This is a genomic window from Pseudomonas sp. B22(2017) (assembly GCF_002113105.1).
GTDB lineage: Bacteria > Pseudomonadota > Gammaproteobacteria > Pseudomonadales > Pseudomonadaceae > Aquipseudomonas > Aquipseudomonas asiatica.
Map to the genome: position 1 here is coordinate 1 of NZ_NEJN01000009.1, position 16,381 is coordinate 16,381.

The following is a 16,381-nucleotide window of genomic DNA, read 5'->3' on the forward strand; positions in this document are numbered from 1 at the left end:
AAATAGGCTGAGATGGCTGTGAGCTTGAATTGCTCTGTGTATTTGCCCATAGGTCCCCCAAGGGTTGGATTTTTTGTCCAACTTCTTGGGGGCAGTCCATCCTGTGGGAGCTGGCTTGCCGGCGATTGGGCTGCAAAGCAGCCCCGGCTCTAAATCAGGTACCAGACTTGATCCGTGTCCAGGCCCTGGTCCGAGCTCGCTCGGCATCCCGCGCCAAGGGCTTGAGGGTATACAGCTTGGCCATCGCCTCCGCTGTCGGATACAGGTTGGGGTTGTTGCGAATCGCCGGGTCGACCTTGTCGGTCGCATCCTTGTTCGGGTTCGGGTACCCGACAAAGTCGCTGATAGGCGCAATCACCTCAGGCCGCAGTAAGTAGTTGATGAACGCGTGGGCATCTTCCGGGTTGGTCGCGTTCTTCGGAATCGCCAGCATGTCGAACCAGATCGGTGCACCTTCCTTGGGCAGGCGCATGTCCACCACCACGCCATTCTTCGCCTCGCGGGCGCGGTTGGCTGCCTGAGAGAAGCTGCCGCTGTAGCCCACTGCCACGCAGATATCGCCGTTGGCGATGTCAGCCATGTACTTCGAGGAATGGAAGTAGGTGATGTGCGGGCGGATCTTCAGCATCAGCGCTTCGGCTTTCTTGTAATCAGCCGGTTTGTCGCTGTTCGGTGGCAGGCCCAGGTACTGCAGGGCCAGCGGCATGATCTCCGACGGCGAGTCGAGCAGGGCCACGCCGCATTGCTTGAGCTTGGCGATGTTCTCTTCCTTGAAGATCAGGTCCCAACTGTCCACCGGGGCGTTCTCGCCGAGCGCAGCCTTGACCTTGGCCGGGTTGAAGCCGATCAGCACTGTGCCGTACATGTAGGGTACGGCAAATTTGTTGCCGGGGTCGTTGGCTTCGATCAGCTTCATCAGCGCCGGGTCCAGGTGCTGCCAGTTCGGCAGCTTGCTGCGGTCCAGCGGCTGGAACACACCCGCTTCGATCTGCTTGGCGAGGAACACGTTGGATGGCACTACCACGTCATATCCGGAGTTGCCGGTCAGCAGTTTCGCTTCCAGCGCCTCGTTGGTGTCGAAGATGTCGTAGACCAGCTTCACTCCGCTGTCTTTCTGGAACTCGGTGAGAGTTTGCGGAGTGATGTAGTCGAACCAGTTGAACACCCGCAGGGTGCGCTGTTCGGCCTGGGCCTGCAGGGCACCGGTGAACAGGGTAGCGGCGATGAACGGGGCGAGCAGACGCTTGAGTCGAACCATTATCGGGCTCCTGGCTGGGCCTGCTGGAAGCCTTCCAGCACATTGACCGCGTTGATACCGATTTCTTCCACAGCGTAGCCGCCTTCCATCACGAAAAGGGTCGGCTTGCCGAGCTGGGCGATGCGCTTGCCCATTTCCAGGTAGTCCGGGCTGTCCAGCTTGAACTGCGAGATCGGGTCGTCTTTGAAGGTATCCACACCCAGCGAGATCACCAGCACTTCAGCGTCATAGGCGGCGATGCGCTGGCAGGCGTCCTCCAGGGCGGCGTTCCAGGCGGCCCAGTCGCTGCCAGCCGGCAGTGGGTAGTTGATGTTGCAGCCTTCGCCGGCACCCTCGCCGGTTTCATCGGCATAGCCGAGGAAGAACGGGAACTCGTCGCGCGGGTCGCCATGGATCGAGGCGAAGAACACATCGTTGCGGCTGTAGAAGATGTCCTGGGTGCCGTTGCCGTGGTGATAGTCGACATCGAGGATTGCGACCTTGCGCCGGCCCTGGTCAAGGAAGGCCTGGGCGGCGATGGCGGCGTTGTTCAGGTAGCAATAGCCGCCCATGACTTCGCCAGCCGCATGGTGCCCTGGCGGGCGGCACAGGGCGAAGGCGGAATGGGCGCCTTGCTGGATCGCCGCCTGGGCGGTGAGGGCGACCTGGGCGGCGCTGTAGGCAGCCTGCCAGGTACCGGCGGTGATCGGTGCGCCGGCGTCGAAGCTGTAGTAGCCCAGTTCACCGTGCAGGCCGGTGGGTTTTATCTGGCGCAGGGTGCGTGCGGGCCAGGTGAATGGCAGCAGGTCGCCATCCTGACCCAGTGCTGCCCAGCGCGCCCAGGCACCTTCGAAGAAATTCAGGTAATCGGCACTGTGGATGCGCAGCAACGGTGCACGGCCATAGTCGGTGGGGCCCTGGATGTCGCCAAGGTTGCGCTTTTTCACTTGGTCGAGCACATGGTCGGCGCGTGACGGCATTTCGAAACAGGGCATCAGCTTGCCGTCGATCAGCTCGCAGCGGCCATGGTGCAGGCGGTGGTCATCGGAATAGATCGTCAGCATTGTTGTTCTCCGGTAGGTACTGGCGTGGGCCCATTCTCATGGGCGGGCCAGTGGGGGAGAACGACGCAAGTGGCCAAAAGGGGATCGATGTGGCCAAGCTCTTTGGCCCGCTTTTCCTGTACCGGCCTCTTCGCGGGCGCGCCCGCTCCCACAGGTATCCCACAACACTGGGGAGTTGTGCAGATCCTGTGGGAGCGGGCAAGCCCGCGAAGAGGCCGGTACAGGTCAACCGCGGAAGTGACTGGGTGCGACGCCACTCCAACGCTGGAAGGCATGCCGAAAACTGGCGGTCTCGCTGAACCCCAGGCACTCGGCAATCCGATAGATCGGCATCTGCTCATCAGCCAGCAACTGCTTGGCCCGCTCGAACCTCAGTTCATCCAGCAGCTGTTGATAACTGCTGCCCAACGCCTGCAAATGCCGGCGCAGGGTGCGCGATGAGCAGTTCATCTGCCGTGCCAGCCCTTCCAGCCCGGGCGCTGCATCCAGTTGCTGCGCCAGCAGTTGGCGAATCCGCCCCAGCCAGGCCTGGCGGCCGGTGAATTCCAGGTTCAGGCGCCGGCAGCGTTCGCTCATTGCCTTGTGGGTAATCGGGTCGGCCAGCGGCAGTGGCGTGTCCAGCCAGCGCCGTTCGAAGGCAAAGGCATTGTCCTCGGCCTCGAAACCGACCGGGCACTGGAATGCCTCGGCATAGAGTGCGTGGTAACCGGGCCGTGGGTGTTCGAAACGGGCTGCCAGCAGGGGCAGCGGGCGGCCGAGCAGGTCGTCGCAGATGACCTTCAGCGACACCAGGCAGAACTCTGCATTGAAGGCGGTCAGCGCCGGGCTGTCGTGGTAATCGCTGGCGCTGAACCAGACACGCTGGCCGTCATCGAGCAAACGCAGCTTGAAGATTGTTCCCAGCAGTGCCGGATACTGCAGTGCCAAGCGCAAGGCGTCACCCAAAGTGGCACTGGAGAGCAGGGCGTAACCGAGCATGCCGTAGCACGACACATGCATGCGCTGGCCCAGCTCCAGGCCTATATCTTCGCGTCGGGCAACGGCGTTGGCGCACACCTGCAGTTCCTGCTGGGTGGTGATACGCGCATCGGCATGGCCCAGGTCTGCCGGGCCGATGCCGCTGCCGGCCAGCAGCGCCGACGCCTCGCAACCGTCTGCCTGGAAGACGTTGAGGATCAGCGAAACCGCGTTGAGGGTGGTCAGGTGGCTGTGCAGCATGCTGGGTAATCCCGTTGGCCTGGGACGCATTATGGAGCAAGTTGTGTGCCGTTGTTCGGGGGGCCGCAAAGCAGCCCCAAAATCCTTCAGGCAAAAAAAAGGCCCGAAGCATAGGCTCGGGCCTTTGAAAGGTTGAGAGGTGTCTAGTCCCTCGACCTGGTGAGACTGTTTACAGCAGCCTGGTTACGCCTTCAGCGGAACCAGACGGGGAGCGATCATGTTTTCCGGACGCAGGATGTCGTCGAGCATCGCGTCGTCCAGCAGCTTCTCTTCGCGCACCAGTTCCAGTACGCCGCGGCCGGTTTCCAGGGCAACGCGGGCGATACGGGTGGCGTTTTCGTAGCCGATGTACGGGTTCAGGGCGGTGACCAGGCCGATCGAGTGCTCGACCAGTTCACGGCAGCGCTGTTCGTTGGCGGTGATGCCGACGATGCAGTGCTCGCGCAGCATGTCCATGGCACGTTGCAGCAGGCGGATCGAGTCGAAGATCTTGTAGGCGATCAGCGGCTCCATCACGTTCAGCTGCAGCTGGCCACCTTCGGCGGCGACGGTCAGGGCCAGGTCGTTGCCCATGATGGCGAAGGCCACTTGGTTGACGGCTTCCGGGATAACCGGGTTGACCTTGCCTGGCATGATCGAGCTGCCTGGCTGACGCGCTGGCAGGTTGATTTCGTTGATGCCGGTGCGTGGGCCGCTGGACAGCAGGCGCAGGTCGTTGCAAATCTTCGACAGCTTGACTGCAGTACGCTTGAGCATGCCGGAGAACAGTACGAAGGCGCCCATGTCGGAGGTGGCTTCGATCAGGTCGGCAGCCGGTACCAGCGGTTGGCCGCTGATGGCAGCCAGGCGCTGTACGGCCAGGGCCTGGTAGCCAGGGTCGGCGTTGATGCCGGTACCGATGGCGGTACCGCCCAGGTTGATTTCGGTCAGCAGTTCCGGGGCCAGCGAGCGCAGGCGCTGCAGGTCTTCGGTCATGGTGGTGGCGAAGGCACGGAATTCCTGGCCCAGGGTCATCGGTACGGCGTCCTGCAGCTGGGTACGGCCCATCTTCAGTACGTGGTCGAACTCTTTACCCTTGGCAGCGAAGGCCTGGATCAGGCTGTCGAGGCTGGCCAGCAGCGCGTCGTGGCCCAGCAGCAGGCCCAGGCGGATAGCCGTCGGGTAGGCGTCGTTGGTCGACTGCGCCATGTTCACGTCGTTGTTCGGGTGCAGGTACTGGTACTCACCCTTCTGGTGGCCCATGGCCTCCAGCGCAACGTTGGCGATTACTTCGTTGGCGTTCATGTTGGTAGAAGTACCAGCACCGCCCTGGATCATGTCCACCACGAACTGGTCGTGGTAATCGCCTTTGATCAGACGGGCGCAGGCTGCGGTGATGGCAGCGTGCTTGGCATCGCTCAGGTGGCCCAGCTCACGGTTGGCGTCAGCAGCAGCCTGCTTGACCATGGCCAGGGCCACGACCAGCTTCGGATAGTGCGACAGCGGAACACCGGAGAGGTGGAAGTTGTTGGCAGCGCGCAGGGTCTGGATGCCGTAGTAGGCATCTGCAGGAACTTCAAGGGTACCCAACAAATCTTTTTCGACGCGGAACGATGCAGCGGAGGACATGATGTATATCATCTCGATTTTGACCCGGCACATGCCGGAATGGCGCCAATCCTAGGCCTGAAGGTGATTTTGCGGCCAATGCTGTTGCACGCTAACCTATGCACAAACGGCATAGTGTTTCATGTGACGCCAATTGATATTCGAGCGTGTTCCATTTTGGTGCACGCCAGGAGATGTGCTTCGTGAACCTTGAAAGCAAATGGCTGGAAGACTTCAGCGCGCTGGCTGCGACCCGCAGTTTTTCCCAGGCGGCAGAGCGGCGTTTCGTTACCCAACCTGCCTTCAGCCGGCGTATACGCAGTCTAGAAGCAGCTTTGGGCCTGCAATTGGTGAATCGTTCCCGCACGCCAATTGAACTGACCGAGGCCGGGCAGCTGTTTCTCGTCACCGCGCGTACTGTTGTCGACCAATTGAGCGAAATTCTCCGCCATTTGCATCACCTGGAGGGCGGGCAGGGTGAAGTGGTACAGGTGGCCGCTGCACACTCGCTGGCGTCGGGCTTTTTCCCGCGTTGGGTGGCCCAGTTGCGCAACGATGGCTTGAACATCGCCACCCGCCTGGTTGCGACCAACGTCGGAGATGCCGTGCATGCATTGCGTGAAGGTGGCTGCGACCTGATGCTGGCCTTCTATGACCCGGATGCCGCCTTGCAGATGGATGCCGAAATCTTCCCGTCGCTGCACATGGGCACCACTGAAATGTTGCCGGTGTGCGCCGTGGATGCCGACGGCAAGCCGTTGTTCGACCTGGAAGGCGAGGGCAGTGTGCCGCTGCTGGCGTATACCGCCGGCGCTTTCCTCGGTCGGTCGGTCAATTTGCTGCTGCGCCAGCGAAACCTGCGCTATACCACCGTCTACGAAACCGCCATGGCCGACAGCCTCAAGAGCATGGCGTTGGAGGGCATGGGCATCGCCTGGGTGCCGCGCCTGTCGATGCGTGGCGAACTGGAGCGGGGCGAACTGGCGATCTGCGGCGGCAGCCAGTGGCATGTGCCACTGGAAATTCGTCTGTACCGCTGCGCACTGGTGCGCAAGGCTAACGTCCGCTTGTTGTGGCGCAAGCTTGAGTCGTCAGGCGCACAAGGTGAGGCTTCAGTTTGAGTTGTATTTCAAGTAGTCCGCGATATTCGCGCGATTCTTGTCGCTGTAGCGGTAGCAATTGGATCGGGCCGGTACACGGGGGTGGGTGTACGTTTCACACACCCAGCCATTGAATTTCAGTTCGGCATCTTCGTGCGTGGCGCCTAGCAAATGACCGATTTCATGGGCTGGAGCACCGTATGCACCTGCCGACGCAATAGCCGTGTTTTGCTTCTGATAGGCAAGGCCTGCGTTGTAGTTCAGGCCGCTGTGATCATAGCTGTTGCGCGTCAGCAGCAGCTGTTTATCCATAAAGGAAAAGGATGGGTGGCGCTGTTGTTCATGTAGTTGCCGGGCGAAGGCCTCGAGTAGTTGAGCGGACGGCATTCCTGCATAAGCAATATCGGTAATGTGTTCTACCTCGCGTTGAAATATGACCTCGATGGACTGTTGGCTGAAACTGCGCATCTCGTCCAGCCAATGCTGAAAGAAGTCCTTGTTCAATTGCTCATTGCTCATGTCGGCAAGGTCGTCGTGAACATAGACGGTGACGGTCAGCGAGCGGGCAGCAGAAACAACTGGCAGTTGCAAGCTGAGTACCAGGCCACACGAAAGCGCGAAGAGGCGTGAAACACTCATATGTACGTACCTGAATTTTCGAGATCGGGGATACAAGCGTCTGGTATTCGCCGAGCCAGAGGCGGCAGGAAAAAGTTGTCCTGCGAGACAGCTTGCCCTTTGATCAGACATGTGCTTGCGGGGGTGGGCGCAGGGCCTTGAAATACGCTACAATCCCGCGCCTTCGGCCGACCTGGTCGATTTAGAATCCGTATGACAAGCCACGCCGGCCCACCTGCGTGGCTTGTTGCTTTTAGCGCGCCAGAAGGCGCTTGCAGGAGAGGCTCGACGATGAGTGCACTGGTTGGCGTGATCATGGGCTCCAAGTCCGATTGGTCCACCCTTAGCCACACCGCCGATATGCTGGAAAAACTCGGCATTCCCTACGAGGTGAAGGTGGTTTCCGCCCACCGTACCCCGGATCTGCTGTTCCAGTATGCCGAGGAGGCTGAGGGTCGTGGCATCGAGGTGATCATCGCCGGTGCCGGTGGCGCTGCCCACCTGCCAGGCATGTGCGCCGCCAAGACCCACCTGCCGGTGCTGGGTGTGCCCGTGCAATCGTCGATGCTGTCGGGTGTCGATTCGCTGCTGTCGATCGTGCAGATGCCAGCCGGCGTGCCGGTTGCCACCCTGGCCATCGGTCGTGCCGGTGCGGTCAACGCGGCGCTGCTGTCGGCCAGCATCCTCGGCGCCAAGTACCCGCAGTACCACGCGGCGCTCAAGCAGTTCCGCACGGAACAGACCGACACCGTTCTGGACAACCCAGACCCGCGCCAGGCTTGAGGCTCAACCCATGAAGATCGGTGTAATCGGTGGCGGCCAGCTGGGCCGCATGCTGGCCCTGGCGGGTACCCCGCTGGGCATGAACTTCGCCTTCCTCGACCCGGCGCCGGACGCCTGCGCCGCGCCGCTGGGCGAGCACCTGCGTGCCGACTACGGCGACCAGGACCACCTGCGTCAGCTGGCCGACGAAGTCGACCTGGTCACCTTCGAGTTCGAAAGCGTCCCGGCCGAGACCGTGGCCTTCCTCTCGCAGTTCGTGCCGGTGTACCCCAGCGCCGAAGCGCTGCGCATCGCCCGTGACCGCCTGTTCGAAAAGAGCATGTTCCGTGACCTGGGTATCCCTACCCCGGCCTTCGCCGACATCCTCTCGCAGGCCGACCTGGACGCCGCGGTGGCCAGCATCGGCCTGCCGGCCGTGCTGAAAACCCGCACCCTGGGTTACGACGGCAAGGGTCAGAAGGTGCTGCGCTCGCCTGAGGACGTGGTCGGTACCTTTGCCGAGCTGGGCAGCGTACCTTGCCTGCTGGAAGGCTTCGTGCCGTTCACCGGTGAGGTATCTCTGGTAGCCGTGCGTGCCCGTGATGGTGAAACCCGCTTCTACCCGCTGGTGCACAACACCCACGAAAGCGGCATCCTGCGCCTGTCGGTCGCCAGCCAGGCGCATCCGCTGCAGGCCCTGGCCGAAGACTACGTCGGCCGTGTGCTGCAAAAGCTGGATTACGTAGGCGTCATGGCCTTCGAGTTCTTCGAAGTGGACGGTGGCCTGAAGGCCAACGAAATTGCCCCGCGCGTGCACAACTCAGGGCACTGGACCATCGAAGGCGCCGAATGCAGCCAGTTCGAGAACCACCTGCGCGCCGTCGCCGGCCTGCCGCTGGGCTCGACCGCCAAGGTCGGCGAGAGCGCGATGCTCAACTTCATCGGTGAAGTGCCGGCGGTGGAAAAGGTAGTTGCCATCGGTGACTGCCACCTGCATCACTACGGCAAGGCGTTCAAGGCCGGTCGCAAGGTTGGCCACGCCACCCTGCGCTGCCACGACATGGCCACCCTCGAGCGCAAGATTGCCGAAGTAGAAGCCCTGATCGGCAACTGATCGAACTTCTACCAGCGGCTTGCCCTCTGAAATGGCAACGAGCCAAAGCGCTGTCTAGGCTTTGGCTTGTTCCATCTTCACTGCAGAGGGATTGCCATGGGTATCATTGGAACCATCTTCATCGGCCTCATCGTTGGCCTGCTGGCCCGCTTCATCAAGCCGGGCGACGACAGCATGGGCTGGATCATGACCATCCTGCTGGGGATTGCCGGCTCCCTGCTGGCCACCTACGGCGGCCAGGCACTGGGCATCTATCAGGCCGGGCAGGCTGCGGGATTCCTTGGCGCGCTGGTCGGTGCCGTGATCCTTCTGGTGATTTACGGATTCATCAAGAAGCGCTGATTAGTGGTTAGAATGCCCGGCAATTCATTGGAGTTGCCGAGCATTTTCATGCGTGCCTTTTTCCTCGCCCCACTGTTGCTGGCCAGCGCCCTGGCCCATGCCGAACTGCCTGAAACCGACTGGCTGGAGCTGATGCCCGAGTCGGACCAGCAGGCCCTCGAGCAAATGCCCGAGATCGATCACAACTCGCCGGAAGCCATGGGTACCTTTACCGACAAGGGCGGCCTGAAGCAGAGCAAGGGCCTGCCGGCGGTGATGTACTCGACCAAGACGGTGGCGGCCATGAATGGCAAGGATATTCGCCTTGGGGGCTACCCGGTGCCGCTGGAGAGCGATGCCAAGGGCAACAGCACGCTGTTCCTCCTGGTGCCGTACCCAGGCGCGTGCATCCATGTGCCGCCGCCACCGCCGAACCAGCTGGTGCTGGTGCGCTACCCGAAGGGTCTGAAGATCGATGATATCTACACACCGCTGTGGGTCAGCGGCAAGCTGAAGGTGGAGAAGGTCAGCAATGACCTGGCCGATGCGGCCTATGCGCTGGATGCCGGGAAGGTGAGGGTGGTGGAGGACGCAGACCTCTGACGCCTGCACTGGCCTCTTCGCAAGCAAGCCCGCGAAGAGGCCCGCATAGGCACTGCAAGACTCAGATCATTTCACAGCCAATCCTGACCCCCAGCGAGCTGCTGCCCCCAGGCTTCAATTCCACCAGGTCATCCCACACATTCGCCGTCTCGATGCACAGCATCCGCTGCCACCCATCGTCGGCCATGTCTGGCAGTTCCCTGGCCCGTTCAGTCCAAGGGTTCCAGATCACCGCCGAGCGCGACCCACTGCTGGTCAAGGTAATGCGCCGCTTCCAGTGCGGGTCGACGATGCTCAGGGTTTGCGGTGTCGCCAGGTAGATCCGGTCAGTCTCCCCGGCAAACGCCAGCGGCCCCTTCTGCTGGCACTGCTCCCAGTCAGCCAGGGTCTCGATATAGCTCAGCCCCTCCACCCCTTCGACCCGCGCCTGGCGAACGTCACTGACCGCGAAGTAGCTGTGCAGGGCCTGGCTGATGGTCACGGGGGTATTGCCCATGTTGCGGCTGGTCAGGTTCAGCTGCAGGTCCTCGCCCAGCTCCACCACCAGCTTCAGCTCGACGTCATGAGGCCAGCCAGGCAGGTCACCCTGCGCTTCCGGCAGTTCGAATTCGATGCGCAGGCCTTCGCCCGCCTCCTCGATACCCAGCAATTGCCAGTCGCGCGCGCGCGCCAGGCCGTGGGCGGGTGCCTGTTCGCCGTGGTACATGGCCTGCACGGCCTGGGGGTTGCGCTGCAGGTTGCCGAACCACGGCCAGCACACCGGCACACCGGCGCGTACCGACTTGCCCTTACGGAAGATGGCCTGGTCGCTCAGCCACAGCAGCGGTGGCTGGCCAACGCGCTGGTAGCTGAGGATCTGCGCGCCCTGCTGGGCGATCAGTAGTTCGGCGTGGTCACTGCTGATACGCCAGCAGTTGAGTTCGCCATGTTGCTCGGTTACGACCTGGAAGGTAGCCATTGCATTCATCTCATTGATTGCCAGTGGGCCTTGGACCCGGGCACATGCAATGAGTTTACCGCCGGCGTGGCTCAGCGACGAGGTACGGAGCGGGTGCGGCCACTGCCGTCGATAGCGACGAAGACGAAGACTGCTTCGGTGACCTTGCGCCATTCGCTGGACAGAGGGTCGTCGCTCCACACTTCGACCATCATCTGGATCGAGCTGCGGCCGATTTCCAGGGTCTGGGTATAGAACGATAGCTGCGCGCCGACGGCGACCGGGACCAGAAAGGCCATGCGGTCGATGGCCACGGTGGCCACGCGGCCGCCGGCGACACGGCTGGCCATGGCGGTGCCGGCCAGGTCCATCTGGGCGACAAGCCAGCCGCCGAAGATGTCGCCAAACCCGTTGGTTTCGCGCGGGAGTGCGGTGATCTGCAAGGCCAGGTCGCCTTGCGGGATTGGATCTTCTTGTTCGAGCTCAATCATGCGATGGGGCCTCTGACCCGTGACGCTTTTCGTTGGTGTGGCGCAAAGGCCGGGTAAACGATTCAGCTTGAAACATACTACGCCGATTTCGTTTCACTGGGCGGCCGTAGGGAAACTCTGCGAAACCGCCTGACAGTAATGACCGGCGTTTTCGCACAACATCCCACGTTAGGAGCAACCTTTTCCTACGAAGTGCCAGTATATAGAGCATAACGGCCAGCGACGACCGCGCATTCATGAATATGTGTAGGGATTTTGTATCGCTTTCGGCGCAGCTCAGCAATTTGCTATCTTCGCCTGTCTCCCAATCCAGAAGCCGCATGCCAAGCGGCCTGCATGCCCACAAAGAGAACAATGAGCGATGACTTCCGTGCCGAGCAGTATCGAGCAGCCTTCGCGGCCGCTGACCCGCAGTGACTACAAGACCCTCTCACTGTCCGCCCTGGGCGGCGCGCTGGAGTTCTACGACTTCATCATTTTCGTGTTCTTCGCCACAGTGGTCGGCAAGCTGTTCTTCCCGGCTGACATGCCCGAATGGCTGCGCCTGATGCAAACCTTTGGCATTTTCGCCGCCGGCTACCTGGCGCGGCCGCTGGGCGGCATCATCATGGCCCACTTCGGTGACCTGCTCGGGCGCAAGAAGATGTTCACCCTGAGCATCTTCATGATGGCCCTGCCGACGCTGATCATGGGCCTGCTGCCCACTTATGCACAGATCGGCATGTGGGCGCCGATCCTGTTGCTGCTGATGCGCGTGATCCAGGGCGCGGCCATCGGTGGCGAGGTACCGGGCGCCTGGGTATTCGTGTCCGAGCACGTGCCAGAGCGCAACACCGGCTACGCCTGCGGCACCCTCACCGCAGGCCTGACCGCGGGCATCCTGCTTGGTTCGCTGGTGGCGACCCTGATCAACAGCGTCTACAGCGCACAGGAAGTGGCCGATTACGCCTGGCGTATCCCGTTCCTGCTTGGCGGTGTATTCGGCCTGTTCTCGGTGTACCTGCGCCGTTGGCTGCACGAAACCCCGGTGTTCGCCGAGATGCAGCAGCGCAAGGCGCTGGCCGAGGAGCTGCCGTTGCGCGCGGTGCTGCGTGACCATCGCGGCGCGATCATACTGTCGATGCTGCTGACCTGGATGCTGTCAGCCGCCATCGTGGTGCTCATCCTGATGACTCCGGCGCTGCTGCAGAGCATCTACCACATCAGCCCCACCGACTCGCTCAAGGCCAACAGCCTGGCCATCGTGCTGCTCAGCTTCGGCTGCATCGGCGCTGGCAGCCTGGCCGATCGCTTCGGCGCGGGCCGGGTGTTCGTGATCGGCAGCCTGCTGCTGCTGGCGACCTCCTGGACCTTCTACCACAGCCTGCCGACCCGGCCCGAACTGCTGTTCCCACTGTATGCAGTGACCGGCCTGTGCGTGGGCGTGATTGGCGCGGTGCCTTATGTGATGGTCAAGGCGTTCCCGGCGGTGGTGCGCTTCAGCGGGCTGTCGTTCTCGTACAACGTGGCCTACGCGATCTTTGGCGGGCTGACGCCGATGGTGGTGACTGCGCTGTTGAAAGTGAGCCCGATGGCGCCGGCCTACTATGTGGCGGGGCTGTGTGCCGTTGGTCTGGTTGTTGGCCTGTACCTCCTGGCCAACAAGCGTTAAGGCTGCTGGCCTCTTCGCGGCTAAAGCCGCTCCTACAGAAATCGCACCGGCTTCAAGGCAATGCCGCACCTGTGGGAGCGGCTTTAGCCGCGAAGAGGCCAGACCTGCTTTTGATGATGGCCTTTCATCCAATTGTCATATTCAAGTCATATCGTATTCATGCGGCCTGCAGATACTTGGGCCCGTTCCATCCAACACCCCAATATTCCTGCTAGGAGCAAGGCATGAAACTGAAGCGTTTGATGGCGGCCCTCACCTTTGCCGCCGCTGGCGTTGCAACCGCCAACGCGGTAGCCGCTGTCGATCCTGCGATCCCGACCTACACCAAGACCACTGGTGTTTCGGGCAACCTCTCCAGCGTCGGTTCGGACACCCTCGCCAACCTGATGACTCTGTGGGCCGAGGCCTACAAGAAGGAATATCCGAACGTAAACATCCAGATCCAGGCTGCCGGCTCCTCCACCGCGCCACCCGCGCTGACCGAAGGCACCGCCAACCTCGGCCCGATGAGCCGCAAGATGAAGGACGTCGAGCTGCAGGCCTTCGAGCAGAAGTACGGCTACAAACCGACCGCCATCCCGGTCGCCGTAGACGCCCTGGCTGTGTTCGTGCACAAGGACAACCCGATCAAAGGCCTGACCATGGCCCAGGTCGACGCCATCTTCTCTTCCACCCGCCTGTGCGGTGGCAAAGCCGACGTCAAGACCTGGGGTGACCTGGGCGTGACCGGCGACCTGGCCAACAAGCCAGTACAGCTGTTCGGCCGTAACTCGGTATCGGGCACCTACGGCTACTTCAAGGAAGAAGCCCTGTGCAAAGGCGACTTCAAGCCTAACGTCAACGAACAGCCTGGCTCGGCTTCGGTCGTGCAGTCGATCAGCTCCTCGCTGAACGGCATCGGCTACTCGGGCATCGGCTACAAGACCGCCAGCGTCAAGACTGTGGCCCTGGCCAAGAAGGAAGGTGGCGAGTTCGTTGAAGACAACGAAGCCAACGCTCTGAACGGCACCTACCCGCTGTCGCGCTTCCTGTACGTCTATGTCAACAAGGCGCCGAACAAGCCTCTGGCCCCGCTGGAAGCCGAGTTCGTCAAGCTGGTGCTGTCGCAAGCCGGCCAGCAGGTCGTGGTGAAGGATGGCTACATCCCGCTGCCGGCCAAAGTCGTCGACAAGACCTTGGCTGACCTGGGCCTGTCCCACGCAGGTAACGTCGCAAAGAAGTAAGTAACTGAGGGGGAGGCCGGCGCTGATGCCCGGCCTCTTCCACGAAATTTCAGTCCGAAGCCAGGTTTCCTGTGCGGCGGGCTTTCGTGCGTCACAAATTTGTAATGTTTTTGTCACGCGGGACCGCTAGGGTGTGCGCATGAATGATCTGGCCAATTCCAACATGACCCAAAACTCCCAGCCCGTGCGGATTGATTTCAATACGCCGGAGTTGCAACGCAAGCGCCGCATGCGCGCGCTAAAGGACCGCCTGACCCGCTGGTATGTACTGGTAGGCGGGCTTGCCGTATTGGCGGCTATCACCCTGATCTTCTTCTATCTGGCCTATGTGGTGCTGCCGCTGTTCCAGGGGGCCGAGCTGACCAGCAAAAAAGCCCTGGAGCCGACCTGGCTGCAACAGGATGCCGGCAAGCCGCTGATGATCGCGCTTGAAGAGCAGAACCTGGTGGGCATGCGTGTTTCGGACAAGGGCCAGGCACTGTTCTTCGATACCAAGACCGGTAACGAGCTCAAGCGTGTCGACCTGCCACTGCCGGCAGGCACCCAGGTCACTTCGATCAGTGCCGACCAGCCGGGTAGCCCGCTGGTGGTGCTGGGCTTGTCCAATGGCCAGGCGCTGGTGTTTCACCACACCTACAAGATCACCTACCCGGACAACAAGAAAACCATCGCCCCCGGCATCGACTACCCGTACGGCGAGCAGCCGTTCGTGCTCGACGAGCAGGGGCGTGCGCTGGATCATGTCAGCGTAAACGTCAATGGCGACACCCTGCTGCTGGCTGCTTCCACCGGCGCGCACCTGCAGGCGGTCGAGTTGACCCGCACCGAGAACATGATGACCGAAGAGGTCACGACCGAGCAGAACCGCATCGAACTGCCGCAGATGACCGAAACGGTGAAGAACATCTTCATCGACCCGCGTCAGCAGTGGCTGTACGTGATCAACGGCCGTGCCACCGCGGACGTGTTCAACCTGCGCGACAAGAGCCTCAACGGCCGCTACAAACTGTCTGAAAGCGCCGACACCGAAATTACCGCCACCGCCCAGCTGGTCGGCGGCATCTCGCTGATCATCGGTGATTCCAAGGGCGGCCTGGCCCAGTGGTTCATGGCCCGTGACCCGGATGGTGAATCGCGCTTCAAGCTGATCCGCACTTTCCAGATGGGCAAGGCCGCAGTCGTGCAGATCGACGCCGAAGAGCGTCGCAAGGGCTTCGTGGCCCTCGACGCCGCAGGCGAGCTGGGCGTGTTCCACAGCACCGCGCACCGTACCCTGCTGGTCGAGCCGGCCGCCGAAGGCCCAGGCATCCTGGCCCTGTCGCCACGTGCCAACCGCATCATCATCGAGGAAGGTGGCAAGCTGCTGCCACTTAGCCTGCGCAACCCGCACCCGGAAATTTCCTTCAGCGCGCTGTGGGGCAAGGTGTGGTACGAGAACTACGACGAGCCGAAATACGTCTGGCAATCGACCGCTTCGAACACCGACTTCGAGCCCAAACTGAGCCTGTCGCCGCTAACCTTCGGTACCCTCAAGGCTGCGTTCTACGCCATGATCCTGGCGGCCCCGCTGGCGATTGCCGCGGCCATCTACACTGCCTACTTCATGGCCCCGGGCATGCGCCGCAAGGTCAAGCCGGTGATCGAACTGATGGAAGCGATGCCGACGGTGATCCTCGGCTTCTTCGCCGGCCTGTTCCTGGCCCCGTATCTGGAAGGCCACCTGCCGGGCGTGTTCAGCCTGTTCCTGCTGATGCCGCTCGGTATCCTGCTGGCCGGCTTCGCCTGGACCCGCCTGCCCGAGTCGATTCGCCTGCGTATCCCGGATGGCTGGGAAGCGGCGATCCTGATCCCGGTCATCCTGTTCACCGGGTGGTTCGCCCTGACCATGAGCCCGCACCTCGAGAGCTGGTTCTTTGGCGGTGACATGCGCCTGTGGATCACCAACGACCTGGGGATAACCTACGACCAGCGCAATGCCCTGGTCGTGGGTATCGCCATGGGCTTCGCGGTCATCCCGAACATCTACTCCATCGCCGAAGACGCCGTGTTCAGTGTGCCACGCAGCCTGACCCTGGGCTCCCTGGCGCTGGGGGCGACGCCCTGGCAGACCCTGACCCGCGTGGTCATCCTCACCGCCAGCCCAGGTATCTTCTCGGCGCTGATGATCGGCATGGGCCGTGCGGTGGGCGAGACCATGATCGTGTTGATGGCCACTGGCAACACCCCGGTGATGGAGCTGAACCTGTTCGAGGGCATGCGCACCCTGGCCGCCAACGTGGCGGTGGAAATGCCGGAATCGGAAGTCGGCGGCAGCCACTACCGCGTGCTGTTCCTGGCCGCGCTGGTGCTGCTGATGTTCACCTTCATCATGAACACCTTGGCCGAGCTGATTCGCCAGCGTCTGCGCAAGAAATACTCGTCGCTTTGATAGAAAGGTAGCGATCCGTGAAAAAGG

Annotated in this window: 15 protein-coding genes; 8 read left to right on the forward strand and 7 right to left on the reverse strand. The window is 61.9% G+C overall.

Features of this window, described 5'->3' with window-relative positions:
- Window positions 1–154 precede the first annotated feature (154 nt).
- The 4 genes from CAG18_RS17935 to aspA form a co-directional block, all read right to left on the reverse strand.
- The gene (locus CAG18_RS17935) at window positions 155–1,258 is read right to left on the reverse strand and encodes a polyamine ABC transporter substrate-binding protein (RefSeq protein ID WP_061304774.1); all 1,104 of its coding nucleotides are present in this window, start codon (window positions 1,256–1,258) and stop codon (window positions 155–157) included.
- Entirely contained in the window at window positions 1,258–2,301 is a 1,044-nt protein-coding gene (locus CAG18_RS17940; RefSeq protein WP_085721305.1) for a histone deacetylase family protein, read from the reverse strand. Before CAG18_RS17940 ends, CAG18_RS17935 begins: the two co-directional genes overlap by 1 nt.
- 225 nt (window positions 2,302–2,526) lie before the next feature.
- Window positions 2,527–3,519: an AraC family transcriptional regulator gene (locus tag CAG18_RS17945; RefSeq protein ID WP_085721306.1), complete on the reverse strand. Its 993-nt coding sequence runs from the start codon at window positions 3,517–3,519 to the stop codon at window positions 2,527–2,529.
- Window positions 3,520–3,702: 183 nt separating this feature from the next.
- Window positions 3,703–5,127 carry an aspartate ammonia-lyase gene (gene aspA / locus CAG18_RS17950; RefSeq protein ID WP_003260072.1) on the reverse strand — a complete coding sequence of 475 codons (1,425 nt, stop codon included), beginning with the start codon at window positions 5,125–5,127 and terminating at the stop codon, window positions 3,703–3,705.
- 182 nt (window positions 5,128–5,309) lie between these two features.
- On the opposite strand from aspA, the gene CAG18_RS17955 reads away from it, so the two are divergent.
- Window positions 5,310–6,227, forward strand: a complete 918-nt coding sequence (locus CAG18_RS17955; RefSeq protein ID WP_013974829.1) for a LysR substrate-binding domain-containing protein — start codon at window positions 5,310–5,312, stop codon at window positions 6,225–6,227.
- On the opposite strand, the gene CAG18_RS17960 is transcribed toward CAG18_RS17955, so the two are convergent.
- Complete coding sequence (locus tag CAG18_RS17960) at window positions 6,219–6,845, reverse strand: hypothetical protein (RefSeq protein ID WP_085721307.1); 627 nt, start codon at window positions 6,843–6,845, stop codon at window positions 6,219–6,221. The genes CAG18_RS17955 and CAG18_RS17960 overlap by 9 nt on opposite strands.
- A gap of 270 nt (window positions 6,846–7,115) precedes the next feature.
- Here CAG18_RS17960 and purE point away from each other — a divergent pair, with 270 nt between their 5' ends.
- The 4 genes from purE (at window position 7,116) to CAG18_RS17980 (ending at window position 9,624) form a co-directional block, all read left to right on the forward strand.
- On the forward strand, window positions 7,116–7,607 hold the full coding sequence (purE, locus tag CAG18_RS17965; RefSeq protein WP_003253304.1) for a 5-(carboxyamino)imidazole ribonucleotide mutase: 492 nt from the start codon (window positions 7,116–7,118) through the stop codon (window positions 7,605–7,607).
- Between the two features lie 10 nt (window positions 7,608–7,617).
- Window positions 7,618–8,700: a 5-(carboxyamino)imidazole ribonucleotide synthase gene (locus CAG18_RS17970; protein ID WP_085721308.1), complete on the forward strand. Its 1,083-nt coding sequence runs from the start codon at window positions 7,618–7,620 to the stop codon at window positions 8,698–8,700.
- Between the two features lie 96 nt (window positions 8,701–8,796).
- Window positions 8,797–9,042, forward strand: a complete 246-nt coding sequence (locus tag CAG18_RS17975; RefSeq protein ID WP_003260079.1) for a GlsB/YeaQ/YmgE family stress response membrane protein — start codon at window positions 8,797–8,799, stop codon at window positions 9,040–9,042.
- A 48-nt stretch (window positions 9,043–9,090) separates the two neighbouring features.
- On the forward strand, window positions 9,091–9,624 hold the full coding sequence (locus CAG18_RS17980) for a DUF3299 domain-containing protein (protein WP_371807315.1): 534 nt from the start codon (window positions 9,091–9,093) through the stop codon (window positions 9,622–9,624).
- 61 nt (window positions 9,625–9,685) lie between these two features.
- On the opposite strand, the gene CAG18_RS17985 is transcribed toward CAG18_RS17980, so the two are convergent.
- Both CAG18_RS17985 and CAG18_RS17990 read right to left on the reverse strand, forming a co-directional pair.
- Window positions 9,686–10,582: a D-hexose-6-phosphate mutarotase gene (locus tag CAG18_RS17985; protein WP_085721310.1), complete on the reverse strand. Its 897-nt coding sequence runs from the start codon at window positions 10,580–10,582 to the stop codon at window positions 9,686–9,688.
- 71 nt (window positions 10,583–10,653) lie between these two features.
- Window positions 10,654–11,052, reverse strand: coding sequence for an acyl-CoA thioesterase (locus tag CAG18_RS17990; RefSeq protein ID WP_003253317.1), 399 nt, complete (start codon window positions 11,050–11,052; stop codon window positions 10,654–10,656).
- Window positions 11,053–11,413: 361 nt separating this feature from the next.
- Here CAG18_RS17990 and CAG18_RS17995 point away from each other — a divergent pair, with 361 nt between their 5' ends.
- The 3 genes from CAG18_RS17995 (at window position 11,414) to CAG18_RS18005 (ending at window position 16,354) form a co-directional block, all read left to right on the forward strand.
- Window positions 11,414–12,703, forward strand: a complete 1,290-nt coding sequence (locus CAG18_RS17995; RefSeq protein WP_003258167.1) for an MFS transporter — start codon at window positions 11,414–11,416, stop codon at window positions 12,701–12,703.
- Between the two features lie 224 nt (window positions 12,704–12,927).
- Window positions 12,928–13,926, forward strand: a complete 999-nt coding sequence (locus tag CAG18_RS18000) for a phosphate ABC transporter substrate-binding protein PstS (RefSeq protein WP_013974822.1) — start codon at window positions 12,928–12,930, stop codon at window positions 13,924–13,926.
- Window positions 13,927–14,065: 139 nt separating this feature from the next.
- Window positions 14,066–16,354 (forward strand): ABC transporter permease subunit, encoded by a 2,289-nt coding sequence (locus tag CAG18_RS18005; RefSeq protein WP_085721311.1) that lies wholly within the window; start codon window positions 14,066–14,068, stop codon window positions 16,352–16,354.
- Window positions 16,355–16,381: the final 27 nt, after the last annotated feature.